We start from the raw sequence: 17,260 nt of genomic DNA on the forward strand, positions 1-17,260 counted from the left end.
TCTGTCCTCGGCTCGGGTCATTGCGCTGCCACCATGGCGGGTTGGGCCAGTTCGGCGAGAATGGCATCCGCCGCCTCGCGTCCATCGCGGATCGCCCAGACCACCAGCGAGGCCCCGCGCACGATATCGCCCACCGCATAGGTGCCGGGCAGGCTGGTGGCGTGGGTCGCATCGGTGCGGATCGTGCCCCAGCGGGTCACGGTCAGCGCCGGCTCGTCCCACAGCATCGGCAGCTCCTCGGGCTCGAAACCCAGCGCCTTGATGACCAGATCGGCGGGTTCGTCGTAATCGGCGCCCTCGATCAGTTCCGGGCTGCGCCGGCCGCTGGCGTCCGGGGCCCCCAGCCGCATCCGCTGCACCCGCACCGTGGTCACCCGCTCCGCGCCGCCAAAGCCCGCCGGCGCGGCCAGCCAGACGAACTCGACGCCCTCTTCCTCGGCATTCTGCACCTCGCGCTGGCTGCCGGGCATGTTCTCGCGGTCGCGGCGGTAGAGCAGCTTGACCGATTGCGCGCCCTGCCGGATCGCGGTGCGCACGCAGTCCATCGCCGTGTCGCCGCCGCCGATCACCACCACCCGCTTGCCCTGGGCATCCAGCACCCCGGAGTCGAACTCCGGCACCGCGTCGTCGAACCCCTTGCGGTTCGAGGCGGTCAGATAGTCCAGCGCCGCCACGATGCCCGGCAGCTCGTCGCCGCCCTCCAGTTCCCGCGCCCGATAGACGCCGGTGGCGATCAGCACCGCGTCGTGCCGGCCGCGGATGGCCTGAAAGCTGATATCCACGCCCACGGTGCAATTCAGCACGAACTGCACGCCGCCGTCCTCAAGATGCGCGATGCGGCGCATGACCACCGGCTTTTCCAGCTTGAAGCCGGGGATGCCATAGGTCAGCAGCCCCCCGGCGCGGTCGTAGCGGTCGTAAACGGTGACCTGCACGCCCGCCCGGCGCAGCGCCTCGGCCGCTGCCAGCCCGCCCGGACCGGCACCGATGATGCCCACCGACTCAGGCCGCTCGGCCGCGGGGTGGATCGGCTGCACCCAGCCCTCGTCCCAGGCGGTGTCGGTCAGGAACTTCTCGATCGCGCCGATGGTGACAGTGCCGTGGCCGGCCTGTTCGATGACGCAGCTGCCCTCGCACAGCCGGTCCTGCGGGCAGATGCGGCCGCAGATTTCCGGGAAAGTATTGGTGGACTGGCTGAGTTCATAGGCGTCCCGCAGCCGGCCCTGCGCGGTCAGCATCAGCCAGTCGGGAATGTTGTTCTGCAGCGGGCAATGCACCTGACAATAGGGCACGCCGCACTGGCTGCACCGCGACGCCTGCTCGCGCGCCTTGTCAGCGGCGTATTCGCGATAGATCTCGGCAAAGTCGGTGCTTCGGTGCTCAGGAGTTCGTTTTTCCGGCATCTCGCGCGGACGGGTGACGAACTGGAGCATCCCTTGCTGGGCCATGGCCTTGCCTCGATCTAGCGAATCGCGCGAACGCGGGAAATCAGCATGCGGGCGCGCAATGCTGCATCGCAACAAAAAACCGCGAGAGCGGCGAAGATTCTGCATGGCTGCCTTTGCACCCGCAGCAAATTCTCCGGCTGTCGAGGCGGCGGTAGGTGCGGGGGCGGCGGGTCTTTGGTGGAGAGTGAGGGGCAGAACCCGTTGATTACCTTGGCAGCGCTGTCCCAGCCGGCAACCTGATGGAGGGCCTGAGAAGCAGATCGAGCGGCTGCAACCCAGTCACCGGCGCCGTGGCAAGCTCCACGCCGGCGACCTGCGCATGCTGAGTAGAATAATCGTCGTCAACCGCCATGGGCTGGGGGTTGTGCGGCGATCCAGTAGCCCTGGCAAGCCCGCTGACAGCTCTGCGCCCCACGGTTCCGCCGAGCTGGTTACCATCATTGTCACAACGGTGAATTGAGGGGGCGCCCTGCCCTTCGCTCAGAAAAGCAGCGGCTCCAGCGCGGGACCATATCCGTCCTCGGCTGCAGGCGCAGGAACCGCTTGTCACCATGCAGCTCGACCACCGGTTCCACGACCCGCGCCGGCCGCATCGGCGATGCTGCCAGCCCGGGCCAGCAGCGACAGATTCATCCGGGTGGGAAAGACGATGGTCCGCTCGCCTCTCGCCGCCATGTCCAGCGCGGCGGGGGCGGTGATCCATTCGACCATGATCGTTTCTCGCCCATCGGCCTGCGCCACCTGCTCGGCCGGGGCCTGGACGAGATAGATACGTATCGAAGCGCTTGGCCACCACCGGAGGGGTGCGCCAGCGCGCAAACAGCGACAGCGAGCGCAGGTCGGGCCGCAGCCCCTGCTGCTGAAGATAGGCCAGAAAGCTGGCCTCGCCCCGATCCATGGCGGCGCGCAGGGCCATGGTATCGCCAGGGCTCGCCCGATAGCCCTGAACCGCGGGCAGGATACCGCATTCCTCGAAGGTTTCCCGGATGGCGCTGATGCGGGGGCCGCGTTCGCTTTCGGGGATGTCGTCCCCAGCCCTCGACCTGCGCCCTCCAGGCCGGATCGAGATCCGAGGGCTCGGCCTTGCCGCCGGGAAACAGCATCGCGCCCGAGAAATGGTCGATGGCCTGGTTACGCTTGACCATCAACACCTCGACCGCCGGCGCTTCGCGCACCAGCATCATGGTCGAGGCGATCCTTACCGGTGCGTCATCCGACATCTGGAAGCTCCGTTATCGAGGTAGGGAATCTGGCATTCGCAAATTACAGGTCGACGGACCCGACCCGTGGGCGGGTGGAGGGATCGGGATGGCCGGTGATGGTGCCATGCGTCTCGGTCAGGCCCCAATTCTCGCGCAGCCAGATCCCGAAGCGCTGGTGGAACCGCTCCATCAGATCGACGGGGATCGTCGCGCCGCCGCAATGGAAATCGGTGATCCCATGGCGGACCCGGCCTTCCGGGCTGGCTTGCAGGATTGCCGCCGCCGTCGTCGGCGTGGAAAGAACCGAGGTGACGCCGAACTCCTCCATCAACGGCCAGAAATTCGCGACCACCTCGCGGTCGCGGAACCCGCGCGAGGTCAGCGTCAGCAGGGTCTGGCCGAACAGCAGGCTGCGGGTTCCCAGCGGGATCAGCCCGCCGCAGTGAAAGTTCGGCATCCCGTGGGCAACCACCGTCCCGGGCTCGGGGCCCAGCAGGGTGCCGGTATTCCAGGACACGATCAGCAGCCGGCGCTGCGACATGCGGACCAGCTTGGGCATTCCGGTGGTGCCGCCGGTGGGCATCATCACCACGACATCCTCGGGCCCGGTCAGCGGGGCCTCCGGTCCGACACCCGCCAGCGCGTCGTCAAATCCAGGCGCGGGGTCGGCCTCTCCGACCAGCAGGATATGCCGCAACTCGGGCATGATCTCCCGCAACCGGTCCAGGTCGCGCCACACCTGCCGCCCAAGCCGGATGTGGCGCAAGCGCCGGTTACGGCCGTCGCCGGTTCATCCTCGCGACCCCGCCCGCCCCGCCGCTGCCGGGCCGCTGCGCCACACATGCGCGGCAACGATGCACAGGCCGGCGATGGCGGCAATGATCACGCCGGCAAAGGCATGGTCAAAGGCCGCGCGGGCCAGTGTCGCGACCTGCCGGGCAGGCTCGGGCGGCAGCTGGCTGGCCAGCATCAGCGCCTCGTCCAGGCTGTCGCGGGCCTGCGCGGCGATGCCGATCCCGTCGGGCAGCACCAGCGCGCGGGTGTAAAGCGCCGAAAGCAGGCTGCCCAGAAGTGCGATCCCCAGCGCGCCGCCGAGCTCATAAGATACCTCCTCGACCGAGGCGGCCATCCCGGCGCGCTCTTCGGGGGCGGACAGCATGATCGCGGCGGATGCGGCGGTCATCGCGGCGCCGATCGCAAACCCCATGACGGCTAGCGGCGCGATCCATAGCGCCGGGGTGCCGTCACTGACGGCCAGGAACGCCGCCAGTCCCAGCGCGGTCAGCGCCAGCGTCCCCCCCAGCACGCGATGCGGCGCGACATGGGGCAGCACCAACCCGGTCAGCGGCCCGGCGGCAAAAGCGGCCAGCGGGATCGGCAGGATCAGCAGCCCCGCCTGCAGCGGCGAATAGCCCATCACCAGCTGCAGGCGCTGGCTGAACACCAGCTCGACCCCGAGAATCACCCCCGAGGCGACCATCGCCGTCGCTACCCCAGAGGAAAACCGCGGATTCGCGAACAGCGAAAAGTCGATCAGCGGCGCGCTGCTGCGACGCTGGCGGCGCACAAAAACAACCAGCGCGGCCCCGCCGACCAGCAGCGCGACGGCGGCGATCCCCCAGGAGGGGTGCAGGCGGCGGGCCTCTTTCACCGCATAGACCACGCCGACCAACCCGATCATCACCTGCACCGAGCCAAGCAGGTCCCAGGGCCGGCCGGCATCTCCGGGCCGCGCCGGCAGCAGCAGCGTCCCAGCCACCAGCGCGACCAGCACCACCGGAAGGTTGATCAGGAACACCGACCCCCACCAGAAATATTCCAGCAGCAGCCCGCCCACCACCGGCCCCAGCGCCGCCCCGCCCGAGGCGACCGCCGCCCAGACGCCGATGGCAAAGCCGCGCTCTTTTTCGTCGGTGAAGGTCAGGCGGATGATGGACAGCGTGGCCGGCATCATCATCGCCGCCCCCGCCGCAAGCACCACCCGCCAGGCGATCAGCCCCGCGGGCGACGGCGCAAAGGCCGCGCCCAGCGACGCCGCGCCGAACACCGCCAGCCCGGCCAGGAACATCCGCTTGTGGCCCAGCCGGTCGCCCAGCGTGCCCAGCCCCGGCAGCAGCCCCGCCACCACCAGCGGATAGGCGTTGACGATCCACAGTTTTTCGTTGGCGGTTGCCTGCAGCGCCAGGGTCAGCGTCGGCAGCGCCGTGTAAAGCACCGTCATGTCGATGACGATCAGCAGCAGGGCGCTGGAGACGATGGCCAGCACCAGCCAGCGGTTCCGGTCGCTCATCGGGGCATTCCTTCGTATCGCATATTGCCGAATCGTCGGTGCGACATAAATACGATCGTATGGAAATGAAAGGAGACCATGGCGGGACGTCCACGCATTATCGACAGGGACAAGGTTCTTGACGCAGCCGAGGCGATCATCATCCGCTCGGGCGTCGCCGCGCTCAGCTTTGAGGCGGTGGCGAAGGCGGCGGGGATCACCAAGGGCGGCGTGCAATATTGCTTCGGCACCCGCGACAAGCTGATCCGCGCGATGATCGAGCGCTGGAGCGACAGCTTCGAGCACGAGGTGCTGAGCCGCAGCGGCGGCGACAGTTCGCCCCGCGCCATCATCCGCGCCCATCTCGAGGCGACGCGCGACAGCGACGAGGCGGAATATTCGCGATCCGCGGTGATGATGCTGGCGCAGCTGCAAAGCCCCGATCAGGTCGCAGAGGTGCGCGAGTGGTACAACGCCCGGCTGTCGCCGCTGGATCTGGCCGACCCTGCCGACCGCGCGGCCGCGCTGGCGCTGCTGGCCGGCGAAGGCGCGTTCATGCTGCGGGCCTTCGGGTTGGTAGACCTGACCGACGAACAATGGAACGCGCTGTTCGCGGACCTGCTGGCCCGGGTCAAAAGCAGCGGCGGGCCCGGCGAGGCGCCCGACGCTTCGGGCGCAGACTAGCGCGATCTGCCCCGGCACCTTTGGCGCAGGGCCGGGACGGGGCCGCAGCGGCCCCGCCCGTCTTGCCTATGCCTCGCGCCCTCCCCCGAACCCCAGCAGGCGCAGCGCGTTCAGCGTCACCAGCACCGTGGCGCCGGTGTCGGCGAGGATGGCGATCCACAGGCCGGTGATGCCCAGCACCGTGGTCACCAGGAACACCGCCTTGAGCCCCAGCGCAATGGCGACGTTCTGACGGATGTTGCGCATGGCGGCGCGGGACAGGCGGATCAGCGCCGCCACATCCGCGGCGCGGTCGCGCAGGATCGCGGCGTCGGCGGTTTCCAGCGCCACGTCCGTGCCCGAGCCCATCGCCACCCCCACGTCGGCCTGTTTCAGCGCCGGGGCGTCGTTGATGCCGTCGCCGACCATCATCACGCCCCCACCCGCCGCCAGCTCGCGGATCGCGGCCAGCTTGTCCTCGGGCAGCAGCTCGGCGCGGTCATCGGCACCCAGCGCCCCGGCGATGGCGGCAGCGGTGCGCTGGTTGTCACCGGTCAGGATCACCGGCGCCAGCCCCAGCGCGCGGACCTGGGCAATGGCCGCGGCAGCGTCGGCGCGGGGCTCGTCGCGAAAGGCGATCAGCCCCAGGGCCGCGTCGGTATCGAACAGCACGGCGACGGTCTTGCCCGCGGCCTCGAGCGTCGCCGCGGCCTCGGCGGCGTCCGGGGGCAGCGCGCCCGCCGCGGCGGCGTGGCGCGGGTTCGCCACCGTCAGCCGCCGGCCCTCGACAGTGGCGGACACGCCCTTGCCGGGGATGCTGCGGGCCTCGGCAACCTCGGGCAGCGCCATCCCCTCGGCCCGGTGCAGCACCGCCTGCGCCAGCGGGTGGCTGGACCCCGCCTCGACCGCCGCGGCCAGCCGCAGCACCCCGGGCTCGTCCAGCGCGGCCAGCGCCACCACGTCGGTGACCTCGGGGCGGCCGCGGGTCAGGGTGCCGGTCTTGTCAAAGGCGACGCTGCGCAGCCCGGCCGCCGCCTCGATCACCGCGCCGCCCTTGATCAGCAGCCCGCGCCGCGTCCCCGCCGCCAGCGCCGAGGCCACCGCCGCCGGGACCGAGATCACCAGCGCGCAGGGGCAGCCGATCAGCAGCAGTGCGAGCCCGCGATAGATCCATTCGTCCCAGGGCGCGCCCGTGGCCAGCGGCGGCACCACCATCACCAGCACCGCCAGCGCCACCACCAGCGGCATGTACCAGCGGCTGAAGCGGTCGATGAAGCGCTCGGTCGGGGCGCGCGCCTCTTCGGCCTCTTCCACCAGCCGGATGATGCGGGCGATGGTGTTGTCGCCCGCCTCGCGGGTGACGCGGATGCGCAGCACGGATTCGGCGTTGATCGCGCCGGCGAACACGCTGTCACCCGGGCCGCGGGTCACCGGCAGGCTTTCCCCGGTCACCGGGCTTTCGTCGATGCCGCCGGTGCCCTCGGCAATCTCGCCATCCGCGGGGATGCGGTCGCCGGGGCGGACCAGCACCACCTGGCCGATCGCCAGCGTCTCGGCCGCAACCTCGCGGGTGCCGGCGGGGGTTTCCAGCAGCGCGGTGCGGGGGACCAGATCGCTCAGCGCGCGGATGCCGTTGCGGGCGCGGTCGGCGGCGACGCCTTCCAGCAGCTCGCCCACCGCGAACAGGAACACCACCAGCGCGGCCTCTTCCGCCGCGCCGATCAGCAGCGCGCCGGCGGCGGCCAGCGTCATCAGGCTTTCGATGGTGAAGGGCTGGCCCAGCCGCAGCGCCGCCCAGGCCCGCTGCGCGACCGGCGCCACCCCCAGCACGCAGGCGACGACGAAGCCCCAGCCGCCCAGCGGCCCCGGCACCAGCAGCTTCAGCACCCAGGCGGCGGCCAGCAGCAGCCCGGTCAGGATCACCAGCCGCCCCTTGGCGGTCTGGAACCAGCGCGGTGCCAGGGCCGGCGCGGCGGGCCGCACCCCCGCAGCGGCGCCCGGCGCTTTGTCCCGCTCGGTGATGCCGAAGCCCAGTGCGCGGACCACCGCCTCGACCCGCTCGCGCCCGGTCTGCGTCTCATCCAGTCGCAGCCGCAGGCGTTCGTTCATCGTGGTCACGCTGACCTCAGAGACACCGGGCAGCCCGCCGACCGCATCCCGGATCTTTCCCGCGCAGGACCCGCAGTCCATGCCCGAGATCGACCATTCGCACAGAGTATCCGTATCCGCCATTGTCCGGCCCTTCATCGCGCGGCCCTTGCCGCCTTCGATTCGGGAACTTAATCTCTATAGCAACTAGAGCTTCAAGAGGGAAAACATGCTGTCGATCGGAAAGCTGGGACAGGCGGCCGGGGTCAAGGTGCCGACCATCCGCTATTACGAACAGATCGGCCTGTTGCCCCCGCCCGAGCGCAGCGCCGGCAACCAGCGGCTTTACCCGCGGGCGGCGCTCGAGCGGTTGTCCTTCATCCGCCACGCCCGCGAGCTGGGCTTCCCGCTCGAGGCGATCCGCGATCTGCTGAGCCTGTCGGACTGCCCCGACCACCCCTGCGAGGCGGTGGACGACATCGCCCGCGCCCAGCTGGAAGCGACGCGCGCCCGCATCGCCCGGCTGCGCGCGCTGGAAGCCGAGCTGGAGCGGATGCTGGCGCAATGCGCCTCGGGGACGGTTTCGGATTGCCGGGTGATCGAGTCGCTGGGCAATCATGCGCTGTGCACCCATCACGTCGACACCCATCACGTCGAGGCGGTCTGAGGGCGCGGCGTCCGCTCAGCCGGGGACCGGCGGCCGCATCCCGGCCCTCGCGGGCGTGGCAGCAGGCAGCGGCACGGTGAACATCGCCTGCGAACAGCAGATCGCCCGGCCCTGCGGGACCAGCCGGCGGAATGCCGGGTCGCGGATGTCCAGCCCGCCGGTATAGCTGCCGAACGCCGGCAGGATCAGGTGATCCGCCCCCAGCACGAAACAGCGCCAGCGCTGCCCGGCCAGCGACACCACCGGATGCATGTGCCCCGAGACGTCCGGCCCCGGCCCGGCCTCGTGCCGGAAGGCGATGGGGCCGGGCAGCTCGGGCGCCCAGCGGCCGGGCAGGTCGCCCGACAGCGGGCGGCGGTCGTGGTTGCCGGCCAGCCACAGCCAGTCGCGCCCCTGCGCCAGCTGCCACAGAAGCTGCCGCGCCTTTGAGTCCAGCGCCTCGGCCGCCAGATCGTCGTCGAAACCGTCGCCCAGCGAGACCAACTGCGCCGGGTCCAACGCCGCGATTTCCGCCGCCAGCCGGTCCAGCGTGTCGGTGACGTCCCAGGGCGGCAGCAGCGGGCCGCCGCGGCGGGCATAACGCTCGGCCCGGCCCAGATGCAGGTCGGCGACCACCAGCATCCGCCGCTCGGGCCACCACAGCGCCCCCGAGCGACGGGGGATCAGCGTCGCGCCGCCAAAGCGCAGCTCAGCCATGCGCCCGCCGGTCCGGTTTCCTGCCCGTCATCCGTTCTGCCTTTTCCTTTCCTCGCGAGCCGACGGCGACACGATGATCCCTATTTGGCGGGACGGGAATAACGCCAGCCCGCGACACCTGCCACCCGCATTCCCGCACGGATCGTCAGCCTGGTTCCAGCCGGTCCAGCCCGGCGCTTTCCATCAGCTCCTGCGCCATCTTTTCCGCCAGCCGCTCGTGCCCGGTGCCGCCCAGCCGGACCCGCCCCATTTCCAGCAGCAAGGGCGCAGCCAGCGGCGAGACCCGATCCAGCCGGCGCAGCTCGATATGGGCATTGCGCGACAGCATGTCACCGATGCGGTCAAAATCGACAAAGCCGCGCCGCGCCTCGTCCCGCGTGGCGCGCAGCAGGATATGGTCGGGGTCGTGGCGGCGCAGCGTGGCATAGATGATGTCGCTGGAAAACGTCGCCTGCCGCCCGGTCTGGCGGGTGCCGGGCAGGTTGCGCTGGATCAGCCCGGCGATGGTCGCCACCGCCCGGAAGCTGCGTTTCATCACCGAGCTGTCGGCCAGCCAGTCCTCGAGCCCCTGTTCCAGCGTCGGGCGGCGCAGCAGCGGCGCCACATCCTCGACCGGCAGCAGCGAGGTGATCAGCAGCGCGTGGTCCATGGCGAGGAACCCCAGCGGCGCCAGCCCGGCATCCTCCATCTGCCTGGTGACCAGCAGCCCCAGCGTCTGATGCGCGTTGCGCCCGGCAAAGCCGTAGATCACCAGATGCCAGCGGTCGGCGCGCGGAAAGCTCTCGCACAGCAGCGTGCCGGGACGGGGGATGCCGCTGACCTCGGCCTGCAGCTCCAGCCAGGCGCGGATGTCGGGGGGCAGCTCGCGGTGGCGGTCGGGGTCGGCGATGATCGCCAGCATCCGCGCCGAGAGTTCGGTCGAGGTGGCGAATTTCAGCCCGGAATAGACCACGATGCGCGGTTCCCGCCGCGGCTGGGGGGTGACTTCGACCACCAGTTCGCGCAGCCGGTCATAGCGCAGCACCTGCCCGCCCAGCAGGAAGGTGTCGCCGGGGGCCAGCGTGGCGGCAAAGCTTTCCTCGACCTCGCCCAGTATAGCGCCGCCGCGGCCGCTGCGGCGGACCTTGAGCTTTTCGGCCTCGACGATGGTGCCGATGTTCATGCGCAGCGCGCGGGCGGCGCGGGGGTCGCGCAGCTGCCACAGCCCGTCCCGCAGCAGCAGCCGCTGCCAGCGGTCATAGGCGCGCAGCGCATAGCCGCCGGTGGCCGCGAAATCCAAGGACGCGTCGAAATCGGCGCGGGAGAGCCCGGCATAGGGGCCGGCGCTCCGCACCTCGGCATAAAGCGCCCCGGCGTCGAAGGGGCCGGCGCAGGCGGTCAGCAGGATATGCTGGATCAGCACGTCCAGCGGACCGGGCCCGCGCGGCTCGCCGTCCAGATCGCCCTCGCGCACCGCCTCCAGCGCGGCCACGCATTCGATCACCTCGAAGCGGTTGGCGGCGACGATGCGGGCGCGGGACGGCGCGTTGTAGCGGTGGTTCGCGCGCCCGATGCGCTGCACCAGCCGCTTGATGTTGCGCGGTGCCCCGACCTGGATCACCAGATCCACATCGCCCCAGTCGATGCCGAGATCGAGGCTCGCCGTCGCCACCACCGCCCGCAACTGCCCGCTGGCCATGGCGGCCTCCACCCGCTGCCGTGCCTCGCGCGCCAGCGCGCCGTGGTGCAGGCCGATGGGCAGGTTGTCGTCATTGGCGGCCCAGATCGCCTGCAGGAACAGCTCTGCCTGCGCGCGTGTATTCAGAAAGATGATGGTGGTGCGCGCCTGCGCCACCGCCTCCAGCACGTCGCGCACCGCATAGCGCCCGCCGCCCCCGGCCCAGGGCGGCGGCCGGCGTGTCGGCAGCATCGCGATGTCGGGGACGGGGCCGGGATCAGCCTCGATCACCCGCGCGCCGCCCATGAAACGGGCCAGCGCCTGCGGGTCCTCGACCGTGGCCGACAGGCCGGTCACGGACAGCCCCGGCGCCAGGCTGCGCAGCCGCGCCAGCCCCAGCATCAGCTGGTCGCCGCGCTTGGATTCCGCCAGCGCGTGCAATTCGTCCAGCACCACCCGGCGCAGCCCGGCAAACAGCCGCGGCGCCTCGGGCCAGGACAGCATCAGCGCCAGCGATTCCGGCGTGGTCAGCAGGATCTGCGGCGGCTCGGCCCGCTGGCGGCGGCGCTGGCTTTCGGGGGTGTCGCCGGTGCGGTCGCCCACGCTGATCGCCAGCCCCATGCCCGCAATCGGGCGCGCGAGGTTGCGCGCCACATCCGCGGTCAGCGCCTTCAGCGGCGAGACATAGAGCGTGTGCAGCCCCTGCGCGCCGGTCAGGTAGAGGTCGACCAGCGAGGGCAGGAACCCTGCCAGCGTCTTGCCGCCGCCGGTCGGCGCGATCAGCAGCACATCCCCCCGCGCCGCCAGCAGCGCCAGCTGGTGCGGATGCGGCTGCCAGCCGTTGCGGGCGAACCAGTCGGCGAAAAGCGGCGGCAGGCTGCTCACAGCATCGCCCGCAGCGTGTCCAGCCGGTCGGCCTCGGCGGCGGGCTTGTCCCAGCGGATGCGCGAGATGCGCGGGAACCGCATGGCAAGGCCCGAGCGGTGGCGGGTCGAGACATTCAGCCCCTCGAACGCCACCTCGACCACCAGGCGCGGCTCCAGCTGCCGCACGGGGCCGAAACGCTGCACGGTATGGCGGCGCACGAAGCGGTCGAGTTCGCGCAGTTCCTCATCAGTGAACCCGAAATACGCCTTGCCCACCGGCACCAGCTCGCCCCCATCCCACAGGCCGAAGGTGAAGTCGCTGTAGAAGCCCGAGCGCTTGCCATGCCCGCTTTGCGCATAGATCAGCACGGCGTCCACCACCATCGGGTCGCGCTTCCACTTGAACCACGGGCCGCGCGGGCGCCCGGCCAGATAGGGCGCGTCGAGGCGCTTGATCATCACCCCCTCGATCACCGGCGCATGCGGCGCGGCGCGCAGCGCGGCAAGGTCGTCCCAACTCGCAAATGGCAGCAGCGGCGACAGGTCGATGCGCGGGCTGGGGAACTGCGCGGCTTCCAGCGCGGCGCGGCGTTCCGCCAGCGGCAGCGGACGCAGGTCCTCGCCCTCCCAGCTGAGGATGTCGTAAAGCCGCAGCACCGCCGGGTGGCTGTGCAGCATGGCGCGGCTGACGGTCTTGCGGTTCAGGCGCTTCTGCAGATCAGCAAAGGGCGCCACATCCTCGCCGCGGCGGATCAGCAGCTCGCCGTCCACCGCGCCCTGGAACTCCATCGCCTCGAGCAGGTCGGGAAAGGCGCCGCCGATCTCCTCGCCGGTGCGGGAATAAAGCCGCCGCAGCCCGCCTTCGGACACCGCCTGCACGCGGATGCCGTCCCATTTCCATTCCGCCACATGCTCGGCCGGGTCCAGCGCCGCCAGATCCTCGGGCGTGACCGGGGTGGACAGCATCACCGGCCGGAACGGCGCCGCCGAGGCGAGCTCGGGGCGCGGCCCGCCGGCAAGCCAAGCGAACAGCGCCAGATAGGGCGGGGTCAGGCCGTGCAGGACCTCGGCGATCTCGTCGGCGCTGCGCGGCCCCGCCTGCGCCAGCGCCACATGCGCCAGCCGCGCCGAGACCCCCACCCGCAGATTGCCGGTGGCCAGTTTCAGCAGCGCCAGCCGCTCGGGCGCGGAGAGGCGGTCGAGCATGGCGGCGATGGCAGCGGGCAGCGCCAGCTTGCCGGTTTCGCGTAGCGTGGTCACCGCCTGCGCCAGCGGGATCTCGGCGCCCTCACCGGCAGGCTCGGGCCAGATCAGCGCGATGGTTTCAGCCAGATCGCCGACGAAATCATAGGACAGCGCGAACAGCTGCTCGTCCACCCGCTCACCCGCCAGCCGTCGCAGCAGGCTGGGCGAGGCCTGCCGCAATTGCAGCGTGCCCGTCAACGCCGCCAGCGCCCAGCCCCGGTCCGGGTCGGGCGTGTCGCGAAAGTAATGCGACATCAGGGTCAGCTTGGCATTCCTTCCGGGCGTGAAGGCCAGCCGTTCCAGCAGGCGGGCAAAGGCTTTCATTCCGGCTCGTCCTCGTAGCCGACCAGCCGCAGCGGCCGGGCGGGGATGGCGTTCAGCTCGCACCAGCGCAGCAGCCCGTCCTCGGCGCCGTGGGTGATCCAGACCTCCTGCGGGGCGAGTTCGCGGATGGTGGCGGTCAGCTGCGGCCAGTCGACGTGATCGCTGATGACCAGCGGCAGCTCGATCCCGCGCTGGCGGGCGCGGGCGCGCACCGTCATCCACCCCGAGGCATAGGCCAGCACCGGGTCGCGGAACCGCTGCACCCAGGGGGTGGCAAAGGCCGAGGGCGGGGCGAGGACCAGCCGCGCCTCGCCCGGCTCGCTCGCCGGGACCAGCGGGCCGAGGTCGATCCCCTGTGCGACATGGTAATCGCACAGCCGCTGCAGGGCGCCGTGGATGGCGATGGGGGCGTCATGGCCGGCCAAGCGGGCCAGCGCGATCATCCGCTGCGCCTTGCCCAGCGCATAGACGCCGACCAGATGCGGGCGGTCGGGAAACTCGGCCATGCTGGCCAGCAGCCGCCCGGCCTCGGCCAGCGGGTCGGGATGGCGGAAGATCGGCAGGCCAAAGGTCGCCTCGGTGATGAAGATGTCGCAGGGGACCGGCTCCCACGGCAGGCAGACGGGGTTGGGGGTGCGGCAATAATCGCCGGAGACAAGGATGCGCGGGCCCGTGTCGGGGGTGATGAGGATCTGCGCCGAGCCCAGCACATGCCCGGCCGGGTGAAAGCTGACGGTGACATTGCCGATACGCAGCGGGCCATCCGCCGCCTGCCGGCTGGCGGCGAAATCCTCGCCATAGCGGATCGCCATGATATCCAGCGTCTGCCGCGTCGCCAGCACCGCCCCATGGCCGGGGCGGGCATGGTCGGAATGGCCGTGAGTGATCAGCGCATGGGAAACCGGGCGCAGCGGGTCGATATGAAACCCGCCCGGCGGGCAGTAAAGCCCGGCCTCGGTCGGGCAGAGGATATCCTCGGGGCGGATGCTCACGGCCGAGAACGCGTCCCATCGCCCCCGGCGGGGCGGTCGGCGGGCAGCCTGCCCTGCATGACGGGGCCCGGGGCGCCGGCATCGGTCATCGCGATCCTCCATTGCGGTCACCTGACGGAAACGGGCCGATGGGGCGGCAGTTCCCGGGGGCGGCGCACGCGATCATCGCCGCCTATCGTCGCGGGCGCCAGCCGACGTCCATGATCAGCCGGTTCTCGTCGTACATGGAGATCGTCGAGGACCGGCGCTGACCGGCCAGCCGCAGCGTCAGCCGGGGCGACAGCTCGACCTCGACCCCCAGCGTGTGCAGCGCATCCCGGCGCGGGGACCCGAAGACGGCCGAGCCCTCTTCCCGCTGCCAGTCGAGGCCCAGCGACACACGCCGCCCGGCAAGCCGCCGGGTCAGGGACGCCCCGGCGCGATAGCGGATGGCGTTGTGCCCGGCGACGGATTCGCCGACCGACAGCTGCAGCCCCAGCGCACCGATCCGCGGCAGGGCGCTGTCCAGCGACAGGTCCAGAAACCCCTGGGCATAGTCGCCGCGCCAGGTCTGGCGCAGGCCCAGCGACAGCGCGTGCAGCCCGCCCGCCCCCTCGAAATGCCCGGTGCCGCGCAGCGCCGCCCAAGACAGGTTTGCATCGGAAAGATCGCTGCGGGCCAGCGAATGCCCGGCGCAGGCGTCCAGAAAGCGCCAGCCCGGCAGCGCCTGCGCGATGCAGGCCTCGGCCGCCGCCTCGCCGCGCGAAAGGTCGTGGCGCGGGGAATGCACCGCCATCGCCTGCGCCGACAGCCGCAGCACCCGCCCGGGGGCCAGGCGGTACCGCGCCCCGGCCGAGGCGGCGGCGCCCAGGACCAGCCCGCTGCGGGCGCGGCTGGCCGCGGCGACCGTCAGGTCGAGTCCGCCGACCGAGATCGTGTCGCCCGGAATCCCGCCGTTGATGTTGTCGTCCCAGCGCAGCACCGGCCGCACCGAGCCGCCGCGCCACAGCAGCACCGGCCCGTCGCGCCCGTCGCTCAGCATCCCCTCGGCGTGCATGAGCCGGGCGAGCAGCGGCGCTCCGCCCGCCGGGCGGTCGCGCATCAGCGCGAAACCCGCCAGCCGGGACGAGCCCGACAGCAGCGCCGCCTGCACCCGGTCGGGCGGCTCGGCCGCGGCCGGCAGGCCCGGCAGCAGCAGCAGGCCGGCGAGGGCGATCCCCCGCCAGCCGATGGCGCGAATGCGGCGCATTCCGGGGTCAGGGGGCGATCTGCTCGGCGACGAAGCCGCTGTCGCCGCCGACGACGCGGTTCTGGCCGTTCCCGAACATCACGTCGCCGGTGAAGCTGCCCACCACGGCATCGGCATCATTGCCCCGGAACCTCCCGTCCATGTCGAGATCGGCGGTCACGTCGCCCATGTCGCTGCCGGTCAGCGTCCCCGAGACCTTGCCGGTCAACCCGTTGCCGGTCAGCCGGCCCCCGGTGATGTCCAATTGGCCGCCCAGCGTGGGCCCCTCCTCCACGCCGACATTGTGGATGCGGCCCGTCACACCCCCGCCGGCGAAATCGGCGGTCAGGGCCATCTGGCCCAACACGGCCTCGTATCCCGGGTCGCCCGGCCGGACGTCCTGGCCGGTCATGTTCATCTCGATGAAGGCATAGCCGTCGTAATCCGCATGGCCGGAGGTAGGCCGGGCCTGGGTTTCGGACATCGCACCGATGCGAGACTCCATCGCAACCGCGGCCGGGTCATGCGTGGCAAATGTCTCTCCGGGCAGCCCTCCACCGCCGCCACCACCGCCGCCGGGTGGCGGGCTGCTGCTGGACCCGCCGCTGCTGCCCATGCAGCCCGACAGCAGGATGGCGGCGACGACGGTAAGGGCGGGGCCGTCGGCTCTGGTTAACAACATGATATTCTCTCCATGGATCGTAATCGCTACGGGCAACGGCCCGGGTCCGATTACAGTCCACGGCGCGACATTCTGTCTTCACCCGCGCGGGTGAAAATCGGCGGGTTTCAGCGCGTCGAGCGGTCGTAAAGCCGCAGCAACTCCAGCTGCGATCCCGTCTCGGTCCGCGCCAGCAGGCTTTTCACCTGGCTGCGGATGGTTTCGGGGGACAGCCCGTGCAGCCGCGCCATCTCGTCGATGCCGTGCCCGGCGACGATGCCTTCGAGCGCGCGGCGCTCGGCATGGGTCAGGCCGAAGCGGCGCACCATCATGTTCATGCGCTGCCGCCCCGACAGCCCCCGGCGCGGGTCGATCAGCACCGAAACGGTCGGACCGCAGAACAGCCGCGTCTCGGCATCGCCTTGGTGGCGCACCAGCGTCAGCTGCGCACGCGCATCCTCAAGCTGCACCGTGTCGCGGCCGGCATGGTCGCTGCGCAGCAGCTCGCCCAGCGCGGCATCCGCGCGGGGATCGGCCAGCCGCAGCGCCCCCGACACCGGGTCGCAGCGGTGCAGCGCCGCGCCGTGGTCGGGGCCGGCGCGAAAGCGCAGCGCGCGCCCCTGCCCGACCACCAGCAGCTCGCACCCCGCCGCCTCGAGCTGCGCGGCCAGCCCCAGCGCGGTCCAGGCACGCTCGCCCAGCAGCCGATAATGGCGCACCACCTGCCGCAGCACCGGCCACGCCCGGGCCAGCCGCTCGCGGGCGCGCAGCACGTCGCCGGCGTCGGTGCTGGCCATGTTCAGGGTGATCGCGGCCGATTCCTCGGGGCGGGGTGCGATCACCATGCCGGCGGTGGCCCGCAGCGGATAATGGCGCGCGAACTCCTGATAATACGGGGTCCGCTCAAGCTGGTCGCGGGGCAGCGTCTCGATATCGGCGGTGGCGCGGCCTTCCTCGGCGTAGGGGTCGCCGGGCCACAGCGGGTTGATGGCGCTGAAGTCGCGCAGGTAAAGCTGCATGATCTCGTCAAAGCCCTCGGTGACGAAATAGCAGGGCAGCGGCTGGTTGCGATCCGTCTGCACGAACATCGAGACATTGCCGCCGGGCAGGCCCTGCGCCAGCAGCGACAGGCAGTCGGCCCAGCCGGTCTCGCCCAGCAGCGCCGACAGCGCGGCGGCCCGGAATCCGTCGACCAGCGCATCCACATCTTCGGCGGGGGCAGCGATCCGGCGGCTCATGGGACGGGCTCCGCTCTCCTCCGGGCGGGCCGGAAGC

14 protein-coding genes are annotated in these 17,260 nt (G+C 71.1%); 2 read left to right on the top strand and 12 right to left on the bottom strand.

Features of this window, described 5'->3' with window-relative positions; genetic code table 11:
* Positions 1-17: 17 nt before the first annotated feature.
* The 4 genes from RSP45_RS07035 to RSP45_RS07050 form a co-directional block, all read right to left on the bottom strand.
* A complete protein-coding gene (locus RSP45_RS07035) occupies positions 18-1,448 on the bottom strand; it encodes an NAD(P)-dependent oxidoreductase (protein WP_415393778.1) in 1,431 nt (476 codons plus the stop codon).
* 546 nt (positions 1,449-1,994) lie between these two features.
* A complete protein-coding gene (locus tag RSP45_RS07040) occupies positions 1,995-2,159 on the bottom strand; it encodes a hypothetical protein (protein ID WP_415393779.1) in 165 nt (54 codons plus the stop codon).
* 552 nt (positions 2,160-2,711) lie between these two features.
* Entirely contained in the window at positions 2,712-3,356 is a 645-nt protein-coding gene (locus RSP45_RS07045; RefSeq protein WP_415393780.1) for an AMP-binding protein, read from the bottom strand.
* A gap of 84 nt (positions 3,357-3,440) precedes the next feature.
* Complete coding sequence (locus RSP45_RS07050) at positions 3,441-4,940, bottom strand: MFS transporter (RefSeq protein WP_415393781.1); 1,500 nt, start codon at positions 4,938-4,940, stop codon at positions 3,441-3,443.
* 78 nt (positions 4,941-5,018) lie between these two features.
* On the opposite strand from RSP45_RS07050, the gene RSP45_RS07055 reads away from it, so the two are divergent.
* Positions 5,019-5,603, top strand: a complete 585-nt coding sequence (locus tag RSP45_RS07055) for a TetR/AcrR family transcriptional regulator (protein WP_415393782.1) — start codon at positions 5,019-5,021, stop codon at positions 5,601-5,603.
* A 66-nt stretch (positions 5,604-5,669) separates the two neighbouring features.
* Here the strand turns inward: RSP45_RS07055 and RSP45_RS07060 are convergent, their stop codons facing one another.
* Entirely contained in the window at positions 5,670-7,814 is a 2,145-nt protein-coding gene (locus RSP45_RS07060; protein ID WP_415393783.1) for a heavy metal translocating P-type ATPase, read from the bottom strand.
* Between the two features lie 85 nt (positions 7,815-7,899).
* Here RSP45_RS07060 and RSP45_RS07065 point away from each other — a divergent pair, with 85 nt between their 5' ends.
* Entirely contained in the window at positions 7,900-8,337 is a 438-nt protein-coding gene (locus tag RSP45_RS07065) for a MerR family transcriptional regulator (RefSeq protein WP_415393784.1), read from the top strand.
* A gap of 15 nt (positions 8,338-8,352) precedes the next feature.
* Here RSP45_RS07065 and pdeM read toward each other — a convergent pair whose 3' ends face one another.
* The 7 genes from pdeM to RSP45_RS07100 all read right to left on the bottom strand — a co-directional run bounded on the left by pdeM (position 8,353) and on the right by RSP45_RS07100 (position 17,223).
* Entirely contained in the window at positions 8,353-9,033 is a 681-nt protein-coding gene (gene pdeM / locus RSP45_RS07070; protein WP_415393785.1) for a ligase-associated DNA damage response endonuclease PdeM, read from the bottom strand.
* 145 nt (positions 9,034-9,178) lie between these two features.
* On the bottom strand, positions 9,179-11,575 hold the full coding sequence (locus tag RSP45_RS07075) for a ligase-associated DNA damage response DEXH box helicase (RefSeq protein WP_415393786.1): 2,397 nt from the start codon (positions 11,573-11,575) through the stop codon (positions 9,179-9,181).
* Positions 11,572-13,125: a cisplatin damage response ATP-dependent DNA ligase gene (locus RSP45_RS07080; protein WP_415393787.1), complete on the bottom strand. Its 1,554-nt coding sequence runs from the start codon at positions 13,123-13,125 to the stop codon at positions 11,572-11,574. Before RSP45_RS07080 ends, RSP45_RS07075 begins: the two co-directional genes overlap by 4 nt.
* Positions 13,122-14,111 carry a ligase-associated DNA damage response exonuclease gene (locus RSP45_RS07085; RefSeq protein WP_415394011.1) on the bottom strand — a complete coding sequence of 330 codons (990 nt, stop codon included), beginning with the start codon at positions 14,109-14,111 and terminating at the stop codon, positions 13,122-13,124. The genes RSP45_RS07080 and RSP45_RS07085 overlap by 4 nt, the downstream gene beginning before the upstream one ends.
* Before the next feature lie 178 nt (positions 14,112-14,289).
* Positions 14,290-15,345 carry a hypothetical protein gene (locus RSP45_RS07090; RefSeq protein ID WP_415393788.1) on the bottom strand — a complete coding sequence of 352 codons (1,056 nt, stop codon included), beginning with the start codon at positions 15,343-15,345 and terminating at the stop codon, positions 14,290-14,292.
* A 7-nt stretch (positions 15,346-15,352) separates the two neighbouring features.
* The gene (locus RSP45_RS07095; RefSeq protein WP_415393789.1) at positions 15,353-16,006 is read right to left on the bottom strand and encodes a transferrin-binding protein-like solute binding protein; all 654 of its coding nucleotides are present in this window, start codon (positions 16,004-16,006) and stop codon (positions 15,353-15,355) included.
* 107 nt (positions 16,007-16,113) lie between these two features.
* Positions 16,114-17,223 (bottom strand): helix-turn-helix transcriptional regulator, encoded by a 1,110-nt coding sequence (locus tag RSP45_RS07100; protein ID WP_415393790.1) that lies wholly within the window; start codon positions 17,221-17,223, stop codon positions 16,114-16,116.
* Positions 17,224-17,260 lie beyond the last annotated feature (37 nt).

The organism is Paracoccus sp. SJTW-4, from assembly GCF_047716885.1.
GTDB classification, from domain to species: Bacteria; Pseudomonadota; Alphaproteobacteria; order Rhodobacterales; family Rhodobacteraceae; genus Paracoccus; species Paracoccus solventivorans.